This window comes from Rhizobium sp. M10 (assembly GCF_002531955.1).
Lineage (GTDB): Bacteria > Pseudomonadota > Alphaproteobacteria > Rhizobiales > Rhizobiaceae > Rhizobium > Rhizobium etli_C.
On record NZ_NWTA01000003.1, the window covers coordinates 428,417 to 452,398 of the forward strand.

General features: G+C 62.1%; 22 protein-coding genes. 4 read left to right on the plus strand and 18 right to left on the minus strand.

Annotation, left to right across the window (positions count from 1 at the left end; genetic code table 11):
• Positions 1-21 precede the first annotated feature (21 nt).
• The gene (locus CO671_RS07420) at positions 22-447 is read right to left on the minus strand and encodes a nuclear transport factor 2 family protein (RefSeq protein WP_097605386.1); all 426 of its coding nucleotides are present in this window, start codon (positions 445-447) and stop codon (positions 22-24) included.
• A gap of 237 nt (positions 448-684) precedes the next feature.
• On the opposite strand from CO671_RS07420, the gene CO671_RS07425 reads away from it, so the two are divergent.
• On the plus strand, positions 685-2,106 hold the full coding sequence (locus tag CO671_RS07425) for a pyridoxal-dependent decarboxylase (protein WP_097605387.1): 1,422 nt from the start codon (positions 685-687) through the stop codon (positions 2,104-2,106).
• A 101-nt stretch (positions 2,107-2,207) separates the two neighbouring features.
• On the opposite strand, the gene CO671_RS07430 is transcribed toward CO671_RS07425, so the two are convergent.
• Complete coding sequence (locus tag CO671_RS07430; protein WP_097605388.1) at positions 2,208-2,630, minus strand: TIGR02594 family protein; 423 nt, start codon at positions 2,628-2,630, stop codon at positions 2,208-2,210.
• A 723-nt stretch (positions 2,631-3,353) separates the two neighbouring features.
• On the opposite strand from CO671_RS07430, the gene CO671_RS07440 reads away from it, so the two are divergent.
• From CO671_RS07440 to CO671_RS07450, 3 genes are all read left to right on the plus strand, one after another.
• Positions 3,354-5,255, plus strand: coding sequence for a potassium transporter Kup (locus CO671_RS07440; RefSeq protein WP_097605446.1), 1,902 nt, complete (start codon positions 3,354-3,356; stop codon positions 5,253-5,255).
• Between the two features lie 99 nt (positions 5,256-5,354).
• Positions 5,355-6,131, plus strand: coding sequence for a protocatechuate 3,4-dioxygenase (locus CO671_RS07445; RefSeq protein WP_097605390.1), 777 nt, complete (start codon positions 5,355-5,357; stop codon positions 6,129-6,131).
• A 104-nt stretch (positions 6,132-6,235) separates the two neighbouring features.
• Positions 6,236-6,517, plus strand: coding sequence for a hypothetical protein (locus CO671_RS07450; protein ID WP_010033622.1), 282 nt, complete (start codon positions 6,236-6,238; stop codon positions 6,515-6,517).
• Between the two features lie 163 nt (positions 6,518-6,680).
• Here CO671_RS07450 and CO671_RS07455 read toward each other — a convergent pair whose 3' ends face one another.
• The 16 genes from CO671_RS07455 to CO671_RS07530 form a co-directional block, all read right to left on the minus strand.
• Complete coding sequence (locus CO671_RS07455) at positions 6,681-8,153, minus strand: right-handed parallel beta-helix repeat-containing protein (protein WP_097605391.1); 1,473 nt, start codon at positions 8,151-8,153, stop codon at positions 6,681-6,683.
• Positions 8,154-8,581: 428 nt separating this feature from the next.
• A complete protein-coding gene (locus tag CO671_RS07460) occupies positions 8,582-10,072 on the minus strand; it encodes a right-handed parallel beta-helix repeat-containing protein (RefSeq protein WP_097605392.1) in 1,491 nt (496 codons plus the stop codon).
• A 308-nt stretch (positions 10,073-10,380) separates the two neighbouring features.
• Positions 10,381-11,628: an ABC transporter permease gene (locus CO671_RS07465; protein WP_097605393.1), complete on the minus strand. Its 1,248-nt coding sequence runs from the start codon at positions 11,626-11,628 to the stop codon at positions 10,381-10,383.
• 4 nt (positions 11,629-11,632) lie between these two features.
• On the minus strand, positions 11,633-12,772 hold the full coding sequence (locus CO671_RS07470; RefSeq protein WP_097605394.1) for an FtsX-like permease family protein: 1,140 nt from the start codon (positions 12,770-12,772) through the stop codon (positions 11,633-11,635).
• Positions 12,769-13,473, minus strand: a complete 705-nt coding sequence (locus CO671_RS07475) for an ABC transporter ATP-binding protein (RefSeq protein ID WP_097605395.1) — start codon at positions 13,471-13,473, stop codon at positions 12,769-12,771. Before CO671_RS07475 ends, CO671_RS07470 begins: the two co-directional genes overlap by 4 nt.
• An 84-nt stretch (positions 13,474-13,557) precedes the next feature.
• The gene (locus CO671_RS07480) at positions 13,558-14,763 is read right to left on the minus strand and encodes an efflux RND transporter periplasmic adaptor subunit (protein WP_141514365.1); all 1,206 of its coding nucleotides are present in this window, start codon (positions 14,761-14,763) and stop codon (positions 13,558-13,560) included.
• A 332-nt stretch (positions 14,764-15,095) separates the two neighbouring features.
• Entirely contained in the window at positions 15,096-16,109 is a 1,014-nt protein-coding gene (locus CO671_RS07485; RefSeq protein WP_097605396.1) for an AraC family transcriptional regulator, read from the minus strand.
• A gap of 148 nt (positions 16,110-16,257) precedes the next feature.
• Positions 16,258-16,839: a dienelactone hydrolase family protein gene (locus CO671_RS07490; protein ID WP_097605397.1), complete on the minus strand. Its 582-nt coding sequence runs from the start codon at positions 16,837-16,839 to the stop codon at positions 16,258-16,260.
• A gap of 108 nt (positions 16,840-16,947) precedes the next feature.
• Positions 16,948-17,313, minus strand: a complete 366-nt coding sequence (locus CO671_RS07495; protein WP_097605398.1) for a cytochrome C oxidase subunit IV family protein — start codon at positions 17,311-17,313, stop codon at positions 16,948-16,950.
• Between the two features lie 7 nt (positions 17,314-17,320).
• Positions 17,321-18,040 (minus strand): heme-copper oxidase subunit III family protein, encoded by a 720-nt coding sequence (locus CO671_RS07500; RefSeq protein ID WP_039620573.1) that lies wholly within the window; start codon positions 18,038-18,040, stop codon positions 17,321-17,323.
• A 23-nt stretch (positions 18,041-18,063) separates the two neighbouring features.
• Positions 18,064-18,777 (minus strand): cytochrome c oxidase subunit 3, encoded by a 714-nt coding sequence (locus CO671_RS07505; RefSeq protein WP_097605399.1) that lies wholly within the window; start codon positions 18,775-18,777, stop codon positions 18,064-18,066.
• Positions 18,774-20,543 carry a cytochrome c oxidase subunit I gene (gene ctaD / locus CO671_RS07510; protein WP_097605400.1) on the minus strand — a complete coding sequence of 590 codons (1,770 nt, stop codon included), beginning with the start codon at positions 20,541-20,543 and terminating at the stop codon, positions 18,774-18,776. The genes CO671_RS07505 and ctaD overlap by 4 nt, the downstream gene beginning before the upstream one ends.
• 90 nt (positions 20,544-20,633) lie before the next feature.
• The gene (locus CO671_RS07515) at positions 20,634-21,443 is read right to left on the minus strand and encodes a cytochrome c oxidase subunit II (RefSeq protein ID WP_038689687.1); all 810 of its coding nucleotides are present in this window, start codon (positions 21,441-21,443) and stop codon (positions 20,634-20,636) included.
• A 181-nt stretch (positions 21,444-21,624) separates the two neighbouring features.
• Complete coding sequence (locus CO671_RS07520; RefSeq protein ID WP_038689689.1) at positions 21,625-22,014, minus strand: cytochrome c family protein; 390 nt, start codon at positions 22,012-22,014, stop codon at positions 21,625-21,627.
• 179 nt (positions 22,015-22,193) lie between these two features.
• The gene (locus CO671_RS07525; protein ID WP_097605401.1) at positions 22,194-23,117 is read right to left on the minus strand and encodes an MYG1 family protein; all 924 of its coding nucleotides are present in this window, start codon (positions 23,115-23,117) and stop codon (positions 22,194-22,196) included.
• Between the two features lie 167 nt (positions 23,118-23,284).
• Positions 23,285-23,848 (minus strand): hypothetical protein, encoded by a 564-nt coding sequence (locus CO671_RS07530; RefSeq protein ID WP_097605402.1) that lies wholly within the window; start codon positions 23,846-23,848, stop codon positions 23,285-23,287.
• Positions 23,849-23,982 lie beyond the last annotated feature (134 nt).

The following is a 23,982-nucleotide window of genomic DNA, read 5'->3' on the forward strand; positions in this document are numbered from 1 at the left end:
AGGAAACAAAAGACCCTGCGCCTATCCGATCGCCCTCAAGATCTCGGCCGTGTCGAAATAGAAGGGCGTGCCGTCAAGCAGCAATCCCTCCCTAAAGCGCAGAACTTCGGCGAAGGGTTGCACGATGAAGGCACCCCTTGCCCGAGAAGTGAGCCTCAACCTGCATGTCATGAAGACGAGGTCTCCGGATTGGGCCGCGGCCAGATCCTCGACCGCGACATCGCTCCAGACCTCGCTCATTACCCTCAACAGAGACGCGATGCCCGTCAATCCCCTCCAGTCACCGGAATAGGGCAGCGATGCGGGTTCATGGACGACCACATCGGGATGAAACGCCCGCGCGAGCGCCTCAGCATCCGTCTTGTCGGAATTGAGAAAATCCAACTCCACCTGGAACATCCGTTCCAAAAGTTGCATGGCCGTGTTTCGATCGCTGGCACCTTTCATCGGGTATCTCCTCGCTTTGCAAACCGCCGATAACTAAAGATCCAAGGTCTTAGGCCGCCACCCGTTTCCTGATGTCCGGCTGAATGCCTCGCGAAGCCATGCCCGCGGAGCGTCGTGGCCGCCCCGTTCACAGGAGCGGCAAGACAGCGTCGGCAATATCGGCTAGACTGCCTGCGTCAACAGCTTGCTTTGAGGAGGTTCTGTCAGGGGCCGGAGCCGTTGGCGCGGGGGGATCCGATGTCGGCAATCGCAACTCTGTTTCAGGAGGCCGCCCGGCTTGCCGCCGGGTTTCGGGAAACGGCCTTTGCCCGCCATGTGCCAAGCAACGACTACGCCGCCTGCCTTGCCGTCTTCGACGAGCCGCTTTCGGCGGCCGGCTCCGATATGCTCGATGTCATCCGGCAGCTCTCCGACGGCGCCGAACCCGGGCTGCATGCAACCACCGGCCCGCGCTTTTTCGGCTGGGTCATCGGCGGCTCTCATCCGGTCGGCGTCGCAGCCGATTTTCTCACCAGCGCCTGGGGCCAGAACGCCGGAAACCATTTCGCCGCTCCGGCAGCGGCTGCCGTTGAAGCCATAGCGGCGCGATGGCTTCTCGATCTCCTGAAACTGCCGGCTGAAAGCTCGGTCGGCTTCGTGACCGGCGCCACGGTGGCAAATTTCACCTGCCTTGCCGCCGCCCGCGGCGAGGTGCTGCGAAAGGTCGGCTGGGATGCCGATGCTGACGGCCTGTTCGGCGCGCCTGAGATCACCGTGTTGATCGGCGACGATGCCCATACAACCGTCTTCTCCGCGCTTCAGTTCCTCGGTCTCGGGCATGACCGTGTGCTGCGCCTGCCCACCGACGCGATGGGCCGGATCGACTCGGCAGCACTTCCCGGCGCGCTTGACGCGGTCGCCGGCCCCTTGATCGCCGTTCTTCAGGCCGGCCAGATCAATACCGGCGCTTTCGACGATTTTGACAGGCTCATCCCACCGCTGAAGGCGAAAGGCGCATGGGTGCATGTCGACGGCGCCTTCGGCCTGTGGGCGCAGGCATCGGCGAAAGTGAGCCATCTCAGCCGCGGCATCGAAGCAGCCGACAGCTGGGCGACCGACGGCCATAAGTGGCTGCAGACGCCCTATGATTGCGGCTATGCGATCGTCCGCGACGAACTCGCCCATCGCCGCGCTATGACGATCGCCGCAAGTTACCTGCCGCTCGCCGGCGAAGGCGAGCGTGACCCCTCCCATTACGTGCCGGAGCTTTCGCGACGGGCACGCGGTTTCGCCACCTGGGCGATGCTGAAACATTTCGGCCGCAACGGCATCGAGGCCCTCATCGACCAATGCTGCACCTCGGCCCGCCTGATGGCCGACCGGCTCGCGCGCGAACCCGGCATCGCCATTCTGAACGAGGTGGCGCTCAACCAGATCGTCGTCCGTTTCGCAGCCGATCGCCCGGACGACGAAAGTAACGCGCTGACGCGAAAGGCGATCGAAAAGATCCAGGCGGACGGCATCCTTTTCGCCGGCGGCGCCAAATGGCGCGGCCGCGACGTCCTGCGCCTCTCCGTCAGCAATTACCAGACGACATCAGATCAGGCGGAACTGGCAGCGGAGAGCATCATCGCCGCCTACAAGAGTGTGAACGATCCTGCCGGTCACACCTCAGGATAGGACTGCTCGTTGGGCCATGCTGCCATGCGGCGAGCCAAGCGACGCCCTCTCTCCGACCTCATCCTGAGGCCCTCGAAGGACGAGGGCGGCCACGCTCGCCATCATCGTCGGACGGCGACGACGGAGCTTGCGCGATAACGCGACAGCTGCACCCGGTTGGATTGGTTGCCGCCGAAGAGGTAGACGTACTGACGCCGCTGGTCGAAATGGTCGAACAGGCTGACGTGGAAACGCCTGCCGCTTCGGATCACCACCACGTCGCCGCGCCTGGCCGAGCGGGCGACGACCGGCTTGCCGAACTTCATCCAGGACCGCGCCATGTTGGGATTATCAGGCGGCTGCCGCGAGGATCGTTTGGCGACAAAGGCCAGGAACGCGCCGCACCAGGATATTCTGCGCGGATTAACGCCGAGGAAGGAGATGGAGCGTTCATGCATGCGGTCATATTTGGAAGCCGTACCAAGCATGTCGGCCTCACAGGGAACGGCAAAAAGCGTGAGGGCTATGACGAGAATAATTTTCATTGTTTCTCACCATTGTTTGGATAATTTGGAACATCAGAAATGTGGCGAAGAAAAAATCGCGGCCGGGAACGTATATTCGAATCATGGCGGCAATTAGAAACAATCTGACGGGGAATTTTTCTAATTTACGCTGACAATCTCCGCAGCATTCAAGGGCAATACTGTCGCGGAAAGGTCACCTCGGAACGTTCGGCCTATCGCAGAGAAAAGCTGAATTCCGCCGCAGAATCGGCCATCGTCGACAAGCCGCATTGGATAACGTCTCGTAGCACCGTCATGGCCCGCACGAATTATAGTTCCAATGACGCAGATAATACTTTCTGCGCAGACAGCAATACGTCGTCGTCTTTGAGGCTTGTGAGATCAGGCCTTGGCGGAGATCGCACTCAGCTCCTCAAGATCGAGCCGCTCCAGCTCGTGCAACGTCTCGTCATCGATCTCGCCGGCGCGATGGAGCCGGATGAGTTCCCGGCGACCCCTGCAACCGCCTCGATCGGGTTGGTTCCATCTGCCTCGCCCCCCGGCCCGGAAACTGATTTCGAATGCCTATAACAAAATTTCCCGGATCGAAATCGGTTCATCCTGACCGTGTTCCGGGTCGTGATACCAGCCCGCATTGGGCGCCTGGCCGTCACGAAAAGTTTGCATCGACGCCAATTTACTTGCCGTTCTCCAATGCGGCATATGTTTCTGCTTGTAAGCAAGCGCCATGAGCGGGGAACCATGACTTCAACACATGCAGACAAGACTGGTGACGCCGGCAGCCGCAGCGGCTTTGTCGGGTTGGTTATCGGCGCAATCGGCGTCGTCTACGGCGATATCGGCACCAGCCCGCTCTATGCCTTCCGCGAAGCGCTGAGACCCTTTGCCGCCGATGGCATACACGAGCCGGAGGTGATCGGTCTGATTTCGCTGATGGTCTGGACCCTGACCGTCATCGTGACCTTCAAATATGTGCTGTTCCTTCTCAGGGCCGACAATGACGGCGAAGGCGGCACGCTCTCGCTTCTCGCCCTTCTGATGAAGAAGATGGGACGAAACGTGCCGGTGCTGTTCTTCGCCGGGCTGATCGGGGCGGCCCTTTTCATCGGCGATGCCATGATCACGCCTGCCCTTTCGGTCATGTCGGCGCTGGAAGGCCTGAAACTGGTCACGCCGGCCTTTGCCGACTATGTCCCGCTCGCGTCGGCGGCGATCATGATCGTCCTCTTCGCCGCCCAGTCGAGGGGGACGGCTGCTGTCTCGATGTTTTTCGGGCCGGTTACCGTCTTGTGGTTTTTAGCCATGGCAGTTGGCGGCCTCATCCATATCGGCGACGACTGGAGGATCCTGGCTGCGCTCAATCCGATTAATGCGCTCTTGTTCCTTGCCCATGCCGGCACTGTCGGCCTTATCGTACTTGGCGCCGTCTTTCTGACGGTGACAGGTGCCGAGGCGCTCTATGCCGATCTTGGGCATTTCGGGCGGCGCCCGATCCAGATGGCATGGTTCGTGCTCGTCTTTCCGGCCTTGCTCCTCAACTATCTCGGTCAAGGCGCACTCGTTCTCTCCCATCCCGAGACGGCGTCAAACCCGTTCTTCCTGATGTATCCCGACTGGATCTTGCTGCCGGTGGTCATTCTAGCGACGATGGCAACGATCATCGCCAGTCAGGCCGTCATAACAGGCGCGTTTTCGCTGGCCCGTTCGGCGGTTCATCTCGGCTTCCTGCCAAGGCTGCGCATCAAATTCACATCAGAGACCAACACCGGCCAAATCTATGTGCCGAGCGTCAACCTTCTCCTGCTGATCGGCGTGTTGATGCTGATCTTTTCCTTCGGCGATTCGGAGTCACTGGCGACCGCCTACGGCATCTCGGTGACTGGTACCATGGTCATCTCGACGATGCTGGCCTTCCAGTTCCTGCGGGCCGTCTGGGGCTACTCCCTTGTGCTCGCTGTTGTCCTGCTGCTGCCTCTTTTCATCATCGAGGTCATGTTCCTGGCCGCCAACCTGTTGAAGATTCATGATGGCGGCTGGGTTCCGGTCGCACTGGCGCTGGCGATCATGATCTTGATGTGGACATGGACCCGCGGGCAGGCCTACCTGAAGAGACTGCGGGCCAACAGTGAGATCCCGCTCGATTCCTTCATCAAATCGATCGAGCGGAAATCGGAGCATTCGCCGGTCACCGTGCCGGGAACGGCGGTCTTTCTGACCAGCGTCCCCGACCGGACGCCGAACGTTCTGCTCCACAATCTCAAGCACAATCATGTGCTCCACGAACAGAACGTCATCCTGACCGTCTGGACCGAGGACGAACCTTACGTCCCCGACAGCAGACGCATCAAGATCAGCCAGCTGTCGCCGCGTTTCGTCCGCCTAGACATCACCTTCGGCTTCATGGACGATCCGGATGTCACCAGGGCCTTGGCTCTCTGCCGGGAGGGCGGCTTCAAGTTCGAGATCATGAAGACCTCCTTCTATCTCGGCCGCCGCAATCTCGTCAGGACGCCGAATACGGGGTTGCCCGGCTGGCAGGAACGTATCTTCATGGCGCTGGAAGGTTTTGCGATCGACCCGTCCGATTATTTCAACCTGCCGTCAAATCGCGTCGTCGAGCTCGGCGAACAGGTCGCCATCTGAGGCGTGAGGATCGTCTCGCTGCCGTCGATCATTGCCGGGATTTAACTCGAAATCCCGGTCCATTCGCTTTACACGCTCTTCTGCGGCAAAGGAGGACAGATGAAGAGGCGGACGCTTATGCTTGGCGGTGCGACCATTGTCGCATCATCGGTCGCTGCGGCGGCATTCTGGCCGCAGCGACATATCGTCGTGGCCGCCGGGACATTCGACTGGGAGGGCACTGATTTCCTCAGCGGCGGCACACGGTCCGTCGCCTTGGAAAAGCTGCCCGCGCCGCTCTTCCGGATGCGCCCGAATTGCGTCGCGACTGTCGCCCAGACCCTTGGCCCCTGCCATGTCAACGATATCCCGGCACGTCAGGACGTCACCGAAGGAAAGGCTGGGCTGCCCCTGCGCCTGGCCGTCCGCATCGTCCATGCAGCCGATTGCCGACCGGTCGAAAACGCCGATATCGAAATCTGGCATACCGATCACCGTGGCATCTATTCCGGCCGGGAAGCAGCTGACATGTGCACGCTCGACGACGCCGAGGCGATCAGCGGGCTTGCCTTTCGCGGCCGCCAGTTGACGGATGCGGCCGGGCAGGCAAGCTTTCTGACGGTCTATCCCGGATGGTACAGGGGCCGCACGCCGCATGTTCACTGCCGCATCATCGTCGAAGGCAGGGAACTTCTCGTCAGTCAGATCTATTTCGACGATGCGCTGAGCGACATCGTCTATGGCGGGCATCCCGACTATCGCCAACGCCCTCCCCGCGATACGCGCAACGACGAGGACGGACTCATCCCGCAGGACGCCGTCGATCACATATTCGATTTCGAAAAGCTCGACGGCGGCGTGCTCTCCGCGACGATTACGATCGGCCTTTCGTCCTGAGCCGACAGGAGCGAGAACCTTTCCTGCATCAGGCATGAACCAGACGCAGGATTTCTGCGTACAAGCTCTCGACCGCAGAACCTCAGGCAGCGAGGGATGATGGCATGATCAGAAGGGAAGGCGTCGCCCCGATCGCCAGGCATGCCGCCGAACAGGGGCTGGCCCGGCTGATGATGAGATTGCCGGCCACGCGGGCGACGATCAGAGCCGCCGCATCGAGCCAGTCCCATCTCTACGAATTGTGCGGCGCCTATGGCGAAGCCTGCTCCGTGCTCGACCGCATGCGCAAGGATGGATCGGCCGATCCTGCGATCATCACTGAATACGAGATCATTTGCGCGGAAATCGAAGCCGACGTCCAGCGAGCCCTGCTCGGCGACCGCTGAGTGCCTGCCGCTACGGCATCTAGAGCATGATGCCGAAAAGTGTGAGCGGTTTTCGGACGACATCATGCTCTAACTCTTTAATTTAGAACAGGATTCAGATTTTAGGCCGACCGGGCCTAAAATCATCCTGTTCTAGTCGTAGCGGCGATGCGCCCGGCGACCCTCAATGCAGCATGCTGTCTTGCAGGATGGAGACGATCGGCCCGTCCGCTGGTGGATGATGCAACGGCTGAGGTGCGGTCTCATGGTGGGAAATTCCGTTGTCGTTTTCCGGGCCGGCGAGATCGGCAGCTTCGATCGTCAGGCCGTGATCGCCATTGCCAAGAGTCGACCCGTGCTTTTCCAAGGCAGCCGCGCCGAAATGACGAAGCAGCAAGGTCCCATCCGACACGCCGTTTTCACCGACAGGAGTGTCGTGATGGGCGCCAGCCTTGTCTGATGCGGTTTTGTCGAGGCTAAGTTTCAGGCCGTCATGGGATGTGAGCCCGTTGTCCGACACCAGGCTGATGCTGGCATCCGTAGCGACCAGACTGTCGGCGCTTGCAAGCGTGACGCCACCTTCTTCGATGGTCGTGTTGTCGCTGACGGGGAAGGTGCCTGCGGCAATGATCGAGGGGGAGATGCTGTAAGGCGTGACGTCGCTCGCAATGAAATTGTCGTGGAAGGATCCGGATGCCGGTCGGTCGACCTTCAGCGCTGCCTGCGTCAGGTCATCGAAAAGATTGCCGTAAATATCGATCCCCTCACGGACATAGGTCGTCGTGCCGGCTGCGCTGACCGACACGCCCCACACGCCGTCATGGATATAATTGCCGGAGATATCGTAGTTGCGGGTATCGCCTGAATCGCCAAGGCCGATGGCGTAAGACCAGCTGTAGCCGCCGTAGCCGGAAATATCATTATCATGGATGGCAATATTCGTGCCGGCCTGCGCGCTGATCCCGAAGCCGCCGCCGACAATCGTATTTCCCTCGATCACCGCATCCACGGGCCGTATCAACGTCAGCACACCCTTTGGCGTCACCGCGCCCGTCTGATCAAAATAATTGCCGCTGATGACGATGTTTTTGCTGTCGTTTAGTTGCACGGCATCCGCCGCGGTGCCGTGGGCGTTGGTGACAGTATTGTTGAGGAGAGTGACGCCGTTGATCTTCTCGATCCAGATGCCGTCGCCGTTGACGTCGTTGATCGTGCTGTTCTCGATGGTGATGTTCGAGCCGGTTCGGATGGTGATGGAACCGGCTTTGCCTGCCAAGCCGGTGTGGTCAACCTCGACATTGTTGATCGTCCAATTCGAAACATAACCGCCATAAATGGCCGCCCCACCGGTGTCCGAGATCTTGATGTTCTCGATGACGATGTTCGAGGCATAAAGGCTGTGAATGCCATCGCCGGGACTATGAATGACGGGAGCGTCGCCGACTCCGTAGCTGCCGATGGTGATCGGGGCGTTGACTGTGCCGGAATATTTCAGATCGAGCTGGTCGTTGAACACGCTACCGGCTGCGAGAAGCACGCTGTCGCCGGGCTGCAGCTTCAGGTTTTCCACCGCCCAGAAGGATGCAAAAGGGGCGTCCTCGCTCGTTCCGGTGTTGCTGTTGGAGCCTATTGCTGGGTTCACATAGTAGATTGCCATATCGCCTTGTTCTCGGATTATCGCGCGCCGTCTGGTTGGCTACGACGAGTGGATCGGATGCGCTCGGAGCGCTGTGCGCCAATCAAGATGGCGTTCGATTGCCGTTGCAGCAGCCGTAGGCCCATGGGGCCGCCTTTGCTCCCGAGAAGCGTCTAGCCGTGGCTGCGCTCTAGAGGATACAACTCATACGAAAATAATCTAGAGAACAACGACCGAAAGGTGAATAAACGGTAGCATTACGCGAGGTACTGGACGTTACGACGCGCGCTCAAGGCTAGCCAGCAAGGCGAAAGCCTCGAAGGACGGGACGAGTGGATTAGCGCCATTGTCGACCTAAATCATGAAAGAATGGCAGACCTCACCCTTCAAGGCCGTTGCAGGGCGCCTGAGGGTGAGGCCGGGAAGAATCGTGCCGAATGCCCGCGCACTCAGCTGAGCAAGCCATCCATATGGATGAAGACGGTCAACGTATCCCCGTCGTTATGCTGCGAGGTCCCATCATTGACCCCGTAACCGAAGGTTTCGCTCACATGTCCATCATGGCCGGGGAGCTTCGTTTCGTCGAGAGTATAGGCATAATTGCCTTCTCTATCCACGTGCATGACCCCGTACTCGCCTGTCAGCGTAAGGCCGTGTTCGCCGACGGCTTCGCCGCCGAAGCGGCGAAGGAGCAAGGTCCCGTTGTCGGAGCTGTCGTTTTCCAGAAGATTGCCGCGATGGGCCTCGCCCGTATCGGTAAAGATCTTCAAGTTGTCATGAACCGCGACGACCGCCGGATCCACGGCCGCGTCCGTCGCCGCCGCAACCCTGGTATCCGAGGCCGCAAGCACCGTCTCGACATTCGCGACCGTGTGGTTATTGCTAACGGTGAAGCTGTGCGCATCGACGATAGCGGGTGATATGCTGTAGGCGTCGACGCCGCTTTCGATGGTATTGTTGTAGAATGAGCCGGATGCCGGTCGGTCGACTTTCAGCGCAGACTGCGTGAAATCGTCGAAGACATTGTCATGGATTTTGATGTTTGCGCGGACATAGTCGGGGTCGCCGGCGGGGGCGGTGACGACCACGCCCCATGCACCATCATGGATGTGGTTGCCCGCGATATCGTAGTCTCGCGTATTGCCCTGATCGCCCAGACCGATGGCAAAGGACCAGTCGTAGCCGTGAAAGCCCGATATATCGTTATCGCGGATGGCGACGTTCTTGCCCGCTTGCGCACTGATGCCGAAGCCGCCGCCACTCAGCGAGTTGTCCTCGACCACCGCGTTCACCGGCCTGATGAGCACGATGACGCCCTTGGGGCTCTCGGCATGCGTCTGGTCGAGATGGTTACCTCGGATCAGAATGTCGCTGCTGTCGTTCACCTGAATGGCATCTGCCGTGGCGCCGTGGCTGTTCGTCACCGTATTATTGAGAAGCTTGACGCCCTCGACCTTTTCGATCCAGATGCCGTCGCTTTTCACGCCCGAGATCTTGCTGTCTTCGATCGTGATGTTCTTGCTGTTGCGAAACTTCACGGAACCTGAGTCGCTCGACATTCCCGCCTTGTCGATTTCGACATCCCGAACTGTCCAGTTCGCGACACTGCCACCATAGATGGCAGCACCGCCGCTATTCGATATTTTGAGATTCTCGATGACGATGTTCGATGCATAGCGGCTGTGAATGCCGTCGTCGCCGCTATGGATGACGGGTGCGGCACCCGTGCCGTAACTGCCGATCTTGATCGGCGCGCTCTCGGTGCCGGAATATTTGATATCGAATTGCTCGTTGAAGACGCTTCCCTTGGCGAGCAGCACGCTATCGCCCGGTTTCAGCGTCAAGGATTCCACTTTGGACAAAGTCGCAAAAGCCGAGTTCTGGCCCGTTCCGCTGTTGCGGTCGGAGCCAGTCGCTGAGTTCACATAGTAGATTGTCATATCGCCATGTTGCCCTGTTCATCGGATCGCTATGTCGCCGCAGAGCTCGACCGGGATCGATCGACCGCATGCGGCGGGGGCAACCGGCCACGGCAAGAAGGCGAGAAGATGTTGTCAATGCGGCAGCGGGCAAATTCGCGGACCTTATTCCACGGGCAACCGCGCAGGCTTCGCAAAGCCACAACTTAAGCCGGAAAAACAATAGATTCGAGGCGAGTAAATCGCAGCTGAGCGGATGACATACCGCTTGAGTCAATTAGGCAAGCCCAGCCGGGATGAAGGTGATTCGGTTGCTGTGTCGGCGTCTTCTACCCCCTCGCCCGCAATGCCGAACTCAGCGGCAGCCGTGTGGCGGCGATCGCCGGCAGAGCGCCGCCGAGGATGCCGATCGCAAGGCCCAGCAGGCCGGCGGTGAGGATCACCTCGCCGCTGACGTTGAGCTGGAAAGCCATCTTGGTATGGTTGGCGCCCATCGTGCTTGCCTGCCAACCGTCGAAAGCCAGCCTGGAGGCGAGGACGCCGAGGCCGGCGCCCGCCAGCGAGAGCAGTACCGCCTCCACCCAGCTCGCGGTGAAAACCGGCAGGCGGGCAAAGCCGAGGAGGCGCAGCGTAGCGATCTCGACGCTGCGGTCGGAGACCGAACTCATCATCGTGTTCAAGGCCCCCGCCGTCGCTCCGATCGCCATCAGCAGGGCGATCGGCCAGCCGAACAGGCGGATGAGGCTCTCTGTCCGCTCGGCCTGGCCGGCATAGAAATCGGTCTCCGAGACGGCGGTAAGCGGCGTGCCGGGCAAGGCCGACAGGCGATCGCGCAACGCCGCCAGTGCTGTTGCGGGATCGCCTGCGCCATCGAGCCGCACCCGTAGGCTCTGCACCTGTCCCTGCCGGTCGAAAGCCGACTGCACCGGCTCCAGATCCGCCCAAATCTCGGATTCAAAGGCGCTGCCGCCTGACGTGAAATGCCCGACGATCTTCCAGTCGAGCGCGCCGAGCCGGATCGTGTCACCGACCGCAAGGCCGGGAAAGGAGTCCGCGATGCGGGCGCCGACGACGATCTCGCGCGCACCCGGCGAAAACAGCCGTCCTTGCGAAAGCCGTGCGCGGTCGCGCAAGGCAGGGCCGGTCACGTCCATGCCCCTCAGCGACAGCGTCTGCTGGGCGCCGTCGTCTTGCCTGACATCGACGGGGACGACGGTCTCGCGCGACAAAGCCGGCGCGCCTGCGCCGTCGCGGGCAATCCCAGGGTTGCCGGCAATCCCAGGGTTGCGGGCAATCCCGCTATCGCCGCCCATGGCGGCAAGGCTGCGGATTGCTTCGGCCGGCACCTCCGACCCGGTCTCCTGGTTGGTGCCGCCGCCGAGAACGAGGGCGATATCAGGCGAGCCGGCGCCGGCAAGCGCGGCCTCGAAGCCGCGCGCCATCGCCAGAAAGCCCGACAGCACCGCCACGACGAGGGCGACCGACAGCACCATCGACAGCGAGATCGCGAGCCGCCGGGGCAAACTGCCGAGATTGACTCTGATCATGAGAAAGATCTGCTTGAGCGCTGATGACATTGGCTTATCTCGTTCTGAAGGCGTTGACGATCGGCAGGCGCATGGCGCTGACCGCAGGCAGCAGCCCGGTTAGCAGGCCGAGCCCCGCGATGATGGCGAAAGATTGGATGAGGAGGGTCGCCCCGAAGACGAGGCCGAATTCCGGCCCGATCGAAAGCGTCGCGAGCTTGGCGAGGACGAGCCCGCCTGCGCCGCCGACAACGAAGATGAACAGCGTCTCGCCGACGACAAGCGCCATGATCCGCCCACTGGAAAAGCCGAGCACCTTCATGACGCCGATCTCGAAACGACGCTCGCGCACGGCAAACAGCATGGTGTTGATCGCGATCATCAGGATGGTGACGAAGGCCGCGCCGACGACAAGGCTGACGATCAGGCCGACATCGGCGAATTGCCTGAGAAACGCCTCGAGGAATTGCTTTTCCGATTGCGTCCGCGTCTGCGCCGCCGAATTGGCGAACAGAGCGTCGATCCGCGCCGCCAGCATGCCTGGCGACACGCCCGGACGCGGACGCACGACGAAGGCGTCGACCGTATCCTTGTCGCGCGCACGCGCGGCATTGAGCGCGTCATAGCGAGCCAGCATGAAATAGGTGTCGGTGCCGGCATCGGCGCCCTCGAAGATGCCGGCGATGGTGAAGCTCCAGTTCCGGCTGCCGTCGGTCCTGGTCAGCTGGCCGGTAAAGCCGATGCGCTGGCCGATCGACCAGTCCTGCGCCTCGGCCAGCGCCCTGCCGACCAACACCCGGTCGCCGCCCTCTTCGAGCGCCGCGGTCAGCTCCGGCGTCAGCCCGAGCTCTTCGCCGTTGGCCGCCGCAATGGCCTGCGGCTCGACGGCGCTGACGACAACCACATTCTTCTCGACCTCGACGAAGCCCCGCATGCGCGCGGTATAGGCGACGGCGGCGATATCGGGTTCGGCCGCGATGCGATTGATATAGGCAAGCGGCAGGGGCAGGCCTCGTCCCGACTTGTTGAAGACGCCGAGCAGATTGTCGCTGGCTCTGGCCGCGCCCTGGCTGCCGGCAACGAAGCTCGCCGTCAGCCCGTAGATCAGAAAGGCGACGCCGACCGAAAACATCAGCAAAATGGCGCGCAACCGCTTGCGCCAGGCATTGCGCCGCATGAGCTCGAAGAAGGTCATCGGCCCGGCCTTTCCTCGGTGACGAATTCGCCTTTGTTGAGATGCAGCGTGCGCCGGGCGAAGGAAGCGGCCTCGGGATCATGCGTGACCATGATGATGGTCTTCTGAAGCTCGCGATTGAGAAAGCTCAGCATCTCAAGGATATCATTGGCCGATTTTCGATCGAGATCGCCGGTCGGCTCGTCGCAGAGAAGCAGATCGGGATCGCCGACGATGGCGCGCGCAATGCCGACACGCTGCTGCTGCCCGCCCGACATGCTGGAGGGAAACTGCCGCTGCCGGCCGGCAAGCCCGACGAGGTCCATGACGGTATCGACGCGGGCCCGCCGCTCCTTGCGCCCGAGCGGCTTCAGAAGCAGCGGCAGCTCGATATTCTCCGCCGCATTCAGCATCGGCAGCAGGTTGTAGAATTGGAAGACGATGCCCATGCTGTGCGCCCGCCAGGCCGCCCTTGCGCCTTCGCCCATCTGTTCGAGATGGCTGCGCCCGATCCGGATCTCGCCGGCATCGGGGCTGTCGATGCCGCCGAGCATATTGAGCAGCGTTGATTTCCCCGAGCCGGACGGCCCCATGACAGCAACGAAGTCGCCGCGCGGAATGGAAAGGTCGAGTCCGGAGAAAATCGGGATCGTCTCTGTCCCGATCCTGAACGCCTTTCCGACGCCGGCGAGCGCGATGAAGGGGTCTTGGCTGTCGGTCATTGCTTTGCTCCTTGGTGATGGATTGTTGCTATCGCAGAGGCCGCCCTCATCCTGAGGTGCGATCCGCAGGATCGCCTCGAAGGATCATCCTGAGGTGGGTAGGCCAACGGCCGGAGCCTCGAAGGACGGGGGCGGGTGAAGAGCGCCCGCGCTCCCCTCACCCACCACAAGCCGAATGCGCGCCGCCATTGCAGGCCGCATGCCGGAAGGCGGCGACGTGAGCGACAGGCGCAGCGTCACCGTCCCCTTCTCCCGCGAAATGACGGGCGCGATCTTCGCCACCTCGACTGCAAAGGGCTGCCCCGGAAAGCCGTCGAGCACCGCCTCGCCTGAGAGGCCCGGCCGCATCAGCGCGATATTGGCTTCGGCCACATCCGCATCGATGACCATCTTCGCCGTATCGGTAATCGCAAGCAGGCTTTCATTCTCCCGCACGCTGTCCTCGCGCGACAGCACGGTGTCGCCGACATGCGCGTCGAGCCGCGTCACGGTGCCCGAAATCGGCGCTCGCACGGTCAGCGCCTCGACCTGCTCGCGCGCCCTGTCGATGTCGAGCCTGGCCTTGGCGACATCCTGCCGCGCCCGCAGGGCGGCATTCTCGGCCGCGTCGAAAGCCGTCTTCGCCTCCTCCAGGGCTTGCGCCGACATCGCATCCCGCCCGGCCAGCCGCTCGGTACGTGTCAGCGATGACCGCGCCTGCGCGAGCTCGATATTCCTCGCATCAAGCGCCAGCTCCGCCGCCCGCTCCGATATCTCCGCACCGCGGAGCGCAAACCGGGCGCCGGCATCGTCGAGCCGCACCAGCAGCTGCCCCGCCACGACCTTGTCGCCCGCCTCGACCTCGACGGCGACAACCCGGCCCTCATATTTGGAAAAAACAATGGCGGTGTCGGGCGCCACGACGTAGCCGGAGCCGGTAACTTCACGGGACGGCGCGGCCCTACTCTTCGCCCCATCCTCTCCCTCAACAATCGCACCGCCCCTGGCCGGCGCCTCATGAGCGGATATCGCAGGGTGGTCGCCCGTCTTCCCCGCAATCGCGGCCTCGATACGCTCCAGCGTCTGAGGTCCATAGAGAGCGACCACCGCCAGCGATGCCGTCGCCGCAAGGACAAGTATTGCGCCAGGGATCATGCGCCGCCGGGCACGAGGCTCCGGCAGCTCCGTCTTGAAGGCCGCAGGCTCGATCGAAAGCGATCTCAGTTGGGCGGCAAGGGTTCGATCATGTTCTGATGTCGTGTTCATGCCGGCCAACATCGCCGACCCGGCAGAAATCGCGACCTCGAACACGATCCGGGACGTCCTCGATCGCGATTGTGTACCTGGCAGCGGCCGCCCTCGTCCTTCGAGGCCCCTGCGGGGCGCCTCAGGATGAGGGCGGAGAGACGGCGCGGCTTGTGTCACCGGAGAACGCAGGCGCCCTACCGTCGATAGCCTAGCCACCGGGCACAACAACTAGCCCTCATGGTGAGGAGGCCCGCAGGGCCGTCTCGAACCACGAGGGCGGGTGGCATGCCGATACGTCAGAGCGCCGGTGGCCGCCCCCGTCCTTCGAGGCCCCTGCGGGGCACCTCAGGATGAGGGCGGAGTGAGGTCGAGGCTCGCGAACCCCGTCGTGCCCCCTACCCCTCCGCCCTCTTCTGCCGCCAGGCCAGCGGCGTCATATCCGTCACCCGGCGGAATTCGCGGTTGAAATTGGACTTTGTCTGGAAGCCGACGTCGAGCATCACTTCGGTCACCGATTTCTCGGTGGCCGAAAGCAGGCGGCAGGCCTCGCCGATCCTGTAATCATTGACATATTGCGAGACGTTCTTGTCCATCGCCCGGTTGATCGCCGCCGAGATCTGGCGCGCGGGGATGCCGGCCTTGCGGGCGAGCCGGTCGAGATTGAGATTGGCGTCGCGATAGAGCTTCCTTGCTTCCATCAGCGCGTCCACGGTAGCGATCGTCTCCTTGTCTTCGCTCGCCTCCGGCCTCGCCGCCGCCTCGGCCGTTTCGGCAGGCGCCCGGCTTCGGCTGGCGGCGGCCGCCGCAGTGCCGAGAATGACGAGGGCGGCGAGATTGCCGACGCTGATCACGGTCAGCGCGTGCTCGCCATGCGCCCAGGTGAAGTCGAAGAAGACGAAGGTATCGACCGCAGCCGACAGGCAGAGCGCCGCCGCCGCGAAGATGATGGCCCGATAGGCCGGCACCGCTCCCTCGAAAGGCGCGAGCCGAAGCGCATCTGCGCCCGGGCGCATCAGCAGCAGGATCGCCAGGGCGTAGCCGACGAAGATCAGCACCAGCGCAACGTCGATCGCCTCCCGCCAGAAAACCACCAGCAGCAGGATGAGCACGGCGGGCACGGCATGCAGCCCGAGGCGTCCCGCAAGCGGCCGCCAGCTCGTCCTCACCAGCCTGGAAACGCCGGCATAGGCGAGCGGCGGCACCGTCGCCGCGATGACGGGAGCGATCACGCCGACCACCTGCATCCCATAGCCCCAACGCAAGCCGGAGAGGATGGATTGCAGCGCGCTCAGCAGGATGAGCACCAGAAACGGCCGGTTGGGTTGCCCCTCCTCGTCGCGTCTGAGGACGATGACGAAGAGGATGAGCAGAAGGAGGGCGACGACGAAGGGAAGCGGAATGAACAGCATGGCCTGGCGGGATCGGGGTCACGGATAGACGGCCATCATTGCCGACATCCTCGCGCGAAGCGACCTCCATCGTGTTTTAGAACGCGTTTTCAGGAGAAATTCTTTTGAATTGGCGGCCGCCGCACCGGGCTAGCCATGAACGCCGGCATCAGACGCGTTGCAGGAATGCAAGCACGCGCGCCGTCAGAAGCGCGGTCGCATCCGCGTCATAGGACGGAAGCGAGCTGTCGGCGAAATAGTGCTGGTCGCCGGGGTAGAGAAAAAGCTCCGCGTCCGCGACCTTCGCGACGATCTCGCGGGCGGCATCGATGTCGCCCTCGCCGACGAAGATCGGGTCGTTGTCCATACCGTGGATCTGCACCGCGACACCATCCGGCCAGGGTCCGAAGGCCCATTCGCCACTGATCGGCAGGCAGGAATAGAAAAGCAGAGCTCCACGGGCTCCTGGCCGCCTTTGCGCCAGCTTCTGCGCCGGCAGCACACCGAATGAGAAACCGGCATAGACAAGTTCGGCAGGCAGTTCGTCGGCAACCCGGACGCCGCGCTCCCTGATGGCGTCGAATCCGTTCTCGCCGATATGGGCGAGACCTTCCTCGATGCTTCCGAACGTGCGTCCGTCGAACATATCAGGCGTGTGCACGATGTGGCCGGCAGCCCTGATATCGTCGGCGAAGGCCCGCACACCAGGCGTCAGCCCCTGTGCGTGATGGAACAGCAAGATTTCAGCCATAGGCGCCTCCGGTCGAGAGTCGGCACATTTTGATAAAAGTTCGAAGCAGTCCGGATTGAGCGCGCGGCAGTCGTCTCCGATGTCGCAGCTCTGCCCCGATGACCGGTTCTACGGCGTCGCGCCGAAGAAGGCGAGCCGGGTGAAGATCGTATACCGCGATTCCGATACCATCAGCGCGACGAAGACCAGCACCAGCACCGGCGGCAGCAGGATGGCGTAGACGAGCGCCAGCCGTTCCCAGGCCATGTGCATGAAAACCGCAACGATCAGCCCGGCCTTCAGCATCATGAACACCAGGATCAGAAGCCACCGGAGATAGCCCTGGATCCCGAGATAATCGACCATGTAGGAAAAGGCGCTGAGCACAAAGAGCAGGCCCCAGACGAAGAGATAGAGCCGGATCGGATGCTGCTGCCCGCTATGTGCCTGTACATGCACCGTTTGGCTTTGCCCATGCGCCGTTGTCTCGCTCATGACGACCTCACCACAGATAGAAGAAAGCGAAGATGAAGACCCAGACCAGATCGACGAAGTGCCAGTAGAGACCCATGATCTCGACGGCCTCGTAGCGCCCTTTCCGGCTGGTGAAAAAGCCGCGCCGCTCGACGTCGAAATCGCCGCGCCAGACCTTGCGGGCGATGATCAGCAGGAAGATGACGCCGATCGTGACGTGGGTGCCGTGAAAGCCTGTGATCATGAAGAAGGTCGATCCGAATTGTGCCGCCCCCCATGGGTTTTCCCAGGGGCGTACGCCTTCGGTGATCAGCTTCGTCCATTCGAAAGCCTGCATGCCGACGAAACATGCCCCGAGAAGTGCTGTCAGCAGCATCAGGACAGCGGTCCTGCCGCGGTCGCGGCGATAGCCGAAATTGACCGCCATCGCCATCGTGCCGCTGCTCGAGATCAGCACGAAGGTCATGATCGCGATCAGGATCAGCGGCACGTCCTGGCCGCCGATATGCAGCGCAAAGACCTCGCTCGGATTGGGCCAGGCGACGGGCGTCGACATGCGGGCGGTCATATAGGCGAGCAGGAAACAGCCGAAGACGAAAGTGTCGCTGAGCAGAAATATCCACATCATCGCCTTGCCCCAGGAGGCGGTCTTGAAGGCGCGCTGGTCCGAGGCGAAATCGGCGGCGACGCCGCGCAGGCCGACCGACCTGAGATCTGGCTCGCCGTGTGTCTGGACAGGATGTGCCATCTGCAAATCTCCTGGTTGAGCCCCTAGTTCAGCAATGTGCGGCAGAGATCGACGAAATCATTCGCCCACCCGGCAAACAGCGCAAACAGCAGCAGCCAGACGGCAAGCATGAAATGCGAATAGATCGCCGAAAGGTAGACGCTGAGGCTGAGCCTGTCCGACGCGATGTCGGTCGCGAAAGCGCGCAGGGTCGTGTGACCCAGCACCATGAGCCCGCCGAGGATGTGCAGGCCATGCAGACCGGTCAGCATATAGAAGAAGCTGTTGGCGGGATTGTCGACCAGCACATATCCCGCCGCCGTCAGCTCGCGCCATGCCTGGATCTGTCCGGCGAGAAAGAGAACGGCAAGAGCAAATGCGACGGCAAGCGCCGGTCGCAGGCGTTCGACGCGGCCATGCCGCGCTTCGCGTCTGCCCCATTGCAGCGCGGCGCTGCTCAAGGCGAGTGCTGCCGTGTTGACCCAGAGCAGACGCGGAACCGGCATCCCCCACCAGTCCGTCGACGCTGCACGCATGAAATAGGCGCTGACGGCAAGGCTGAAGAGCGCGCCGACGACGCCGAGAAACACGAAGAGGCCGATCTTCACCGCCGGCACGGGCGGCCGCTCAGTGCCGGCATGATCCGGCAGCTGCACCGAGCCGGATTCGAGCCAGGGCTTCGAGGTCAGCCGCTGCCCCGCCAACCACCAGATAATGATGGCGGCGATGGCCGCGAGGAAGATCAGCGTGACGTTCATGTCGGAAGCTCCCGTGTGGCCTCGCCGCTGGCCGGCACCGTCTGCGGAATGAAATCCTCTGCAGCACCAGGCACGCTGTAATCATAGGCCCAGCGGTAGACCACAGGCAGCTCCTTGCCCCAGTTTCCGTGCGCCGGCGGCGTCTGCGGCGTCTGCCATTCGAGCGTCGTCGCCCGCCACGGATTGCCGCCCGCCTCCCGGCCGCGGAAAAGGCTCCAGACCAGATTGAACAGGAAGACCACCTGCCCGGCCCCGACGACGAGCGCCATGACTGATATGAAGATGTTCAGCGTATGCGCCGAAGGTGGAACGAAGGCCGCCTCTCCCATCTCGAAATAGCGGCGCGGCACGCCGAGCAGGCCGAGATAATGCATCGGAAAGAAGATCGCATAGGTGCCGAGGAAGGTGATCCAGAAGTGGATATGGCCGAGCGTCTCGTCCAGCATCCGCCCGGTGACCTTCGGATACCAGTGATAGATCGCCCCGAAGATGACGAGGATCGGCGCGACACCCATCACCATGTGGAAGTGCGCGACGACGAACATCGTATCCGACAGCGGCACGTCGACAACGACATTGCCGAGGAAGAGGCCGGTCAGGCCGCCATTGACGAAGGTGACGATGAAGGCGAGCGCAAACAGCATCGGCAATGTCAGGTGGATATCGCCGCGCCAGAGCGTCAATACCCAGTTATAGACCTTGATCGCCGTCGGGACGGCGATGATCAGCGTCGTGGTGGCGAAGAAGAAGCCGAAGGCGGGGTTCATGCCGCTGACATACATGTGGTGGGCCCAGACGACGAAGCTCAACGCGCCGATGATGACGATCGCCCAGACCATCATGCGGTAGCCGAAGATATTCTTGCGGGCATGCGTGCTGATCAGGTCCGAGACGATGCCGAAAGCCGGCAGTGCGACGATGTAGACCTCGGGATGCCCAAAGAACCAGAACAGGTGCTGGAACAGGATCGGGCTGCCGCCGCCATGCTGCAGCTGCGTGCCCATTTCGACGATGGCGGGCATGAAGAAGCTGGTGCCGAGCAGGCGGTCGAACAGCATCATGACACAAGCGACGAAGAGTGCCGGAAAGGCCAAGAGCGCCATCACGGTCGCGGTGAAAATGCCCCAGACGGTGAGCGGCATCCGCATCAGCGTCATGCCGCGCGCCCGCCCCTGCAGCACGGTCACCACATAATTCAGCCCGCCCATGGTGAAGCCGATGATGAAGACGATCAGCGAGGTGAGCATCAAGAGGATGCCCCAGTCCTTGCCGCCAGGCGTGCCTGAGAGAACCGCCTGCGGCGGATAAAGCGTCCAGCCCGCCCCCGTCGGGCCACCGGGGACGAAAAAGCCGGCGGCGAGGATCAGCACCGCGATGAGATAGATCCAGTAGCTCAGCATGTTGGCGTAGGGAAACACCATGTCGCGGGCGCCGACCATCAGCGGAATGAGGTAATTGCCGAAGCCGCCGAGGAAGAGCGCGGTCAGGAGATAGATCACCATGATCATGCCGTGCATGGTGATGAACTGGTAATAGTGATCGGCATCGATGAAGGTGAAATAGCCGGGAAAGGCAAGCTGGATCCGCATCATCCAGGAGAGCACCAGCGCCACAAGGCCGATCGCGATCGCCGTCAGCGAATATTGCACGGCGATGATCTTGGCGTCCTGGCTGAACACATATTTCGTCCACCAGCTTCTCGGATGATAAAGCTCGACATCCTCGACTTCGGCGGATGGGATGCTGCCGGATGGAATCTCGACCATGATCTCTCTTCCCTTTCCCCGATACGGCCCCTGGCCGTCGTCCCGCCGGTTCCCCGAACCGGCTTGCGGCCTCCGGCCGTCCTGGTCGCGTCAGTTCGCCGGCCCAGCCGACGCCGTCAGCTGGGTGAATGTCTGCTGTTGCCCGAGCCAGGTCTGATAATCCGCGTCGCTTTCGACGACGACTGTGCCGCGCATTTGCGGATGGCCGACGCCGCAGAGTTCGGCGCAGAGGATGTCGAAGGTCCCCGTCCGCGTCGGCGTGAACCAGAAATAGGTGATCATGCCGGGGATCATATCCATCTTGGCGCGGAACTCCGGCACGTAGAAGTCATGGAGCACATCGACGGAACGCAGCAAAATGTGCACCGGTTTGCCGATCGGCAGATGCAACTCACCGCCCTCGATGATGACATCGTCGAGGCCGCTTGCATCGTTCTTGTCGAGGCCGAGCGGGTTTTCCGGGCTGACGTCGCGCGTCTCGGCACGGCCGAGTTTTCCGTCCGCTCCCGGCAGGCGGAAGCTCCACAGCCACTGCTGGCTGACGACCTCGACTGATGCGGCATCGGCAGGCACCGATATGAACTGGTTCCACACGATGAGGCCGGGCGCCAGCATCGCCGCGACGCCGACTGCCGTTCCCGATGCGAGCAGCACTTCCAGCCTGCGGTTTTCAGGCTCGTAATGTGCCTTGTTGCCCGGCCTGTGCCGGAAGCGGAAGACGCAATAGGCCATGAACGAAACCACCGCCACAAAGACGATGCCGGTGATCCAGAAGGTGATGACGAGGGTAGTGTCGATATAGGTCCAGTTGGACGCGATCGGCGTCCACCACCACGGGCTCAGCACATGGAACAGCACGGAGCCGACGACAATCAGGACGAGGATCAGCACGACAGCCATTTCCGCTCCTCCTCGAGCAGGTTGACCCGTGAAACCGCATTCCGCAAAAAGTCCGTGTTTATTATCGCACAGATAGAAAATATCGCAATTACCGCGATTTAGCCATTCGTCGCCGGCCGCGAACCCGTCATTCGGAGTATTGCCATCTGGGAATATTGCCCGTCACTGCGAATATTGCCCGTCACTGCGAATATTGTTTGAGATAGGCGATGAGATCGGTGATCTCCTTTTCGTCCTTCACGCCGACAAAGGCCATCTTCGTGCCCTTCACCTTCGCCTTCGGATTGTGCAGATATTCGCGCAGCACCGTCTCGTCCCAGACAAGACCGCCTTCGCCAGCCGCCTTCATTCCCGCCGAATAGGCGAAATTGGGATGCGTCCCGGCCTTCCTGCCGAACAGTTTGTTCAGAGACGGGCCGACCTTGTTCGTATCGGAGTCGACGACATGACAGGTCGCGCACTTCTTGAAAACAACGGCGCCCGCCGTCGCGTCGCCCTCCTGCGCCCCGGCGTTAGCGGGAACAAGAGCAGTCACAGCTGCACCAATCAGCAGAACGACACGATAATCCATGGCAAACCTCATCCTCCTCAAGGTCGCCAGCCACTCACACCGTCCACTATCTCTCGCGTGTGGGTGGTGGTTGTTATAGCAGGAAGATTAGTCCTTCGCGGATGCAAGTCAATCGCTTCCACAGTTGGAATGTCCTGAACGCATTTGATATCAGGTAGATCCGACGCGGATAACGGCCGCTACACGCCGATCGAAAGAGCCTCCTTGACCGCCAACTCGGCCATGGCAAGCGCCGCCTCGCGGCTCCTGGCGGCGGCGATGAAGCGGCCGTTATGGCAGAAGCTCGCGCCCTCTATGCCGCAAACCGCCGCCAGCTCTCCATTGGTAAGACCGGCCCAGGCCGCAGGCAGGTCGGCCCTGAGTTCGAACCCCTCCTCGGCCCGGCGGATGCCGGTTACGCACCAATCCTTTTCGCGCGGGTGGACGACGAACAGCAGGTGATCGGCGCCGGCCTTGACGATAGCAGGACGGAAGGGCATCCCCCTCGGCAGTTCCAGAACGCGCCCCTGCCCCGCAGCCTTGATAGCCTCGTGCACGATCGCCTCGGCCCGCAATTTTGCAGCGCTCTGAGCGAGCTTGGCCTCGACGAAACTGCGGGCAATGGCAAGGGCCGCGTGGAAGGCGCGATCGTCGGCATCCGGCTCCGCTTCGTCGAAAACCGGTTTCAGGGTCTCGAGCAGCGCCGGCAGCGTCAAGCCCGCCAGCGGTCCCGAGGGGCTGAGCGCGCCATTGTCGGTCAGATCGATCGGCAGCACGAAGCTCGCATCGAAAGAGCTATGCACGGCTTCGACATGGTCGGCGGCAAGGCCGCGAGCGGCGAGATAATCGCGGCCGTAATGTTTCCAGATCAGGCCGAATGAGCTGTAGGGCTGACCATCGTCGCGCAGCGGCGCGCCGCGCTGGTGATGATCGAATATGCCGGCATCGGCGTCATAAGCTCCGCCGACATCATAGATGATCCGGTCCTGCCCTGGCGTGATCCACTCCGGCGCCCGGCTGCGGATCAGGCGTGCCTGCGGGAAAAGCCGGGTCAGGATGACGCTCGACAGCAGTTCGTCGGCATGGAAACCACCGGAATGGGTGACGAGGAAATCGGGGATCATGGGAGCTATGCGCCTTGTCGTTCGCGGCCGGTCCGCTTGCGGGTCGGAACCAGATAGCCGTTGCCGACCATGATCTCAACCCATCTTCGCGCATTCCTCAGGGTGCCGGCCCGTTGCCGGAAGGCGCGCTGCAGTTTTGGAGCGACGACAAGTGTGGAGGCGAAGACCTAAAGCAGTGCCGGTGCCGGCTGTGCCGCGACAAGCGCGCGGCTAGCCGCCGCGCCGGCATGCAGGCAGATGAGTCCGATCGCGGCCAGAGAATTGATCAACAGAACCTCGGCGACAACAGCTGCCGAAAACGCCCCGTCGCCGGACGGAAGCACCGCCGTTGCGGCAAAAAGCACGCCCTCGTAAGCAGCGAACCCGGCGATGAAGGCGCCGGTCATCGTGACGGCAGGGCCTGCCATCAGGCGCAGCAGCCCGAGCGCCGCCGCAAGCGATGCAAATGCTGCAATCCCGATCGCCAGTCCCCAGGCATAGCTGTCGAAGGTCTGGGGATAGCCGAGGACGAGATAGCCGACCGTCTGGTTCGCAAGCCAGGCAAGCAGCACCGCCATCAGCGCCATCCGCCGGGGAAGCACGACTGCCGAGACCGCCACCAGGGCCACGAAAGGCGTCACGCAGGCAAACAGCAGGCTAAGAGCGACGCTGGCACCGGCAATGACGGTGACCCAGGCGACAGCGAAAAGGGGAGCTGCCGGGCGCAAGGGAAGGTGGTTTCGTTCGAGCATGGCGGAACTCCTCTGACCGGGCGTGGCCCAGAAAAATCATAGCGAAATTGCAGGAAAAGGCCAGCGAGCGCGCGCGTGGAAACGAATCATATCGGCATCGACCCGCGAGAGCCCCGCATTTGGACTACCCTGCT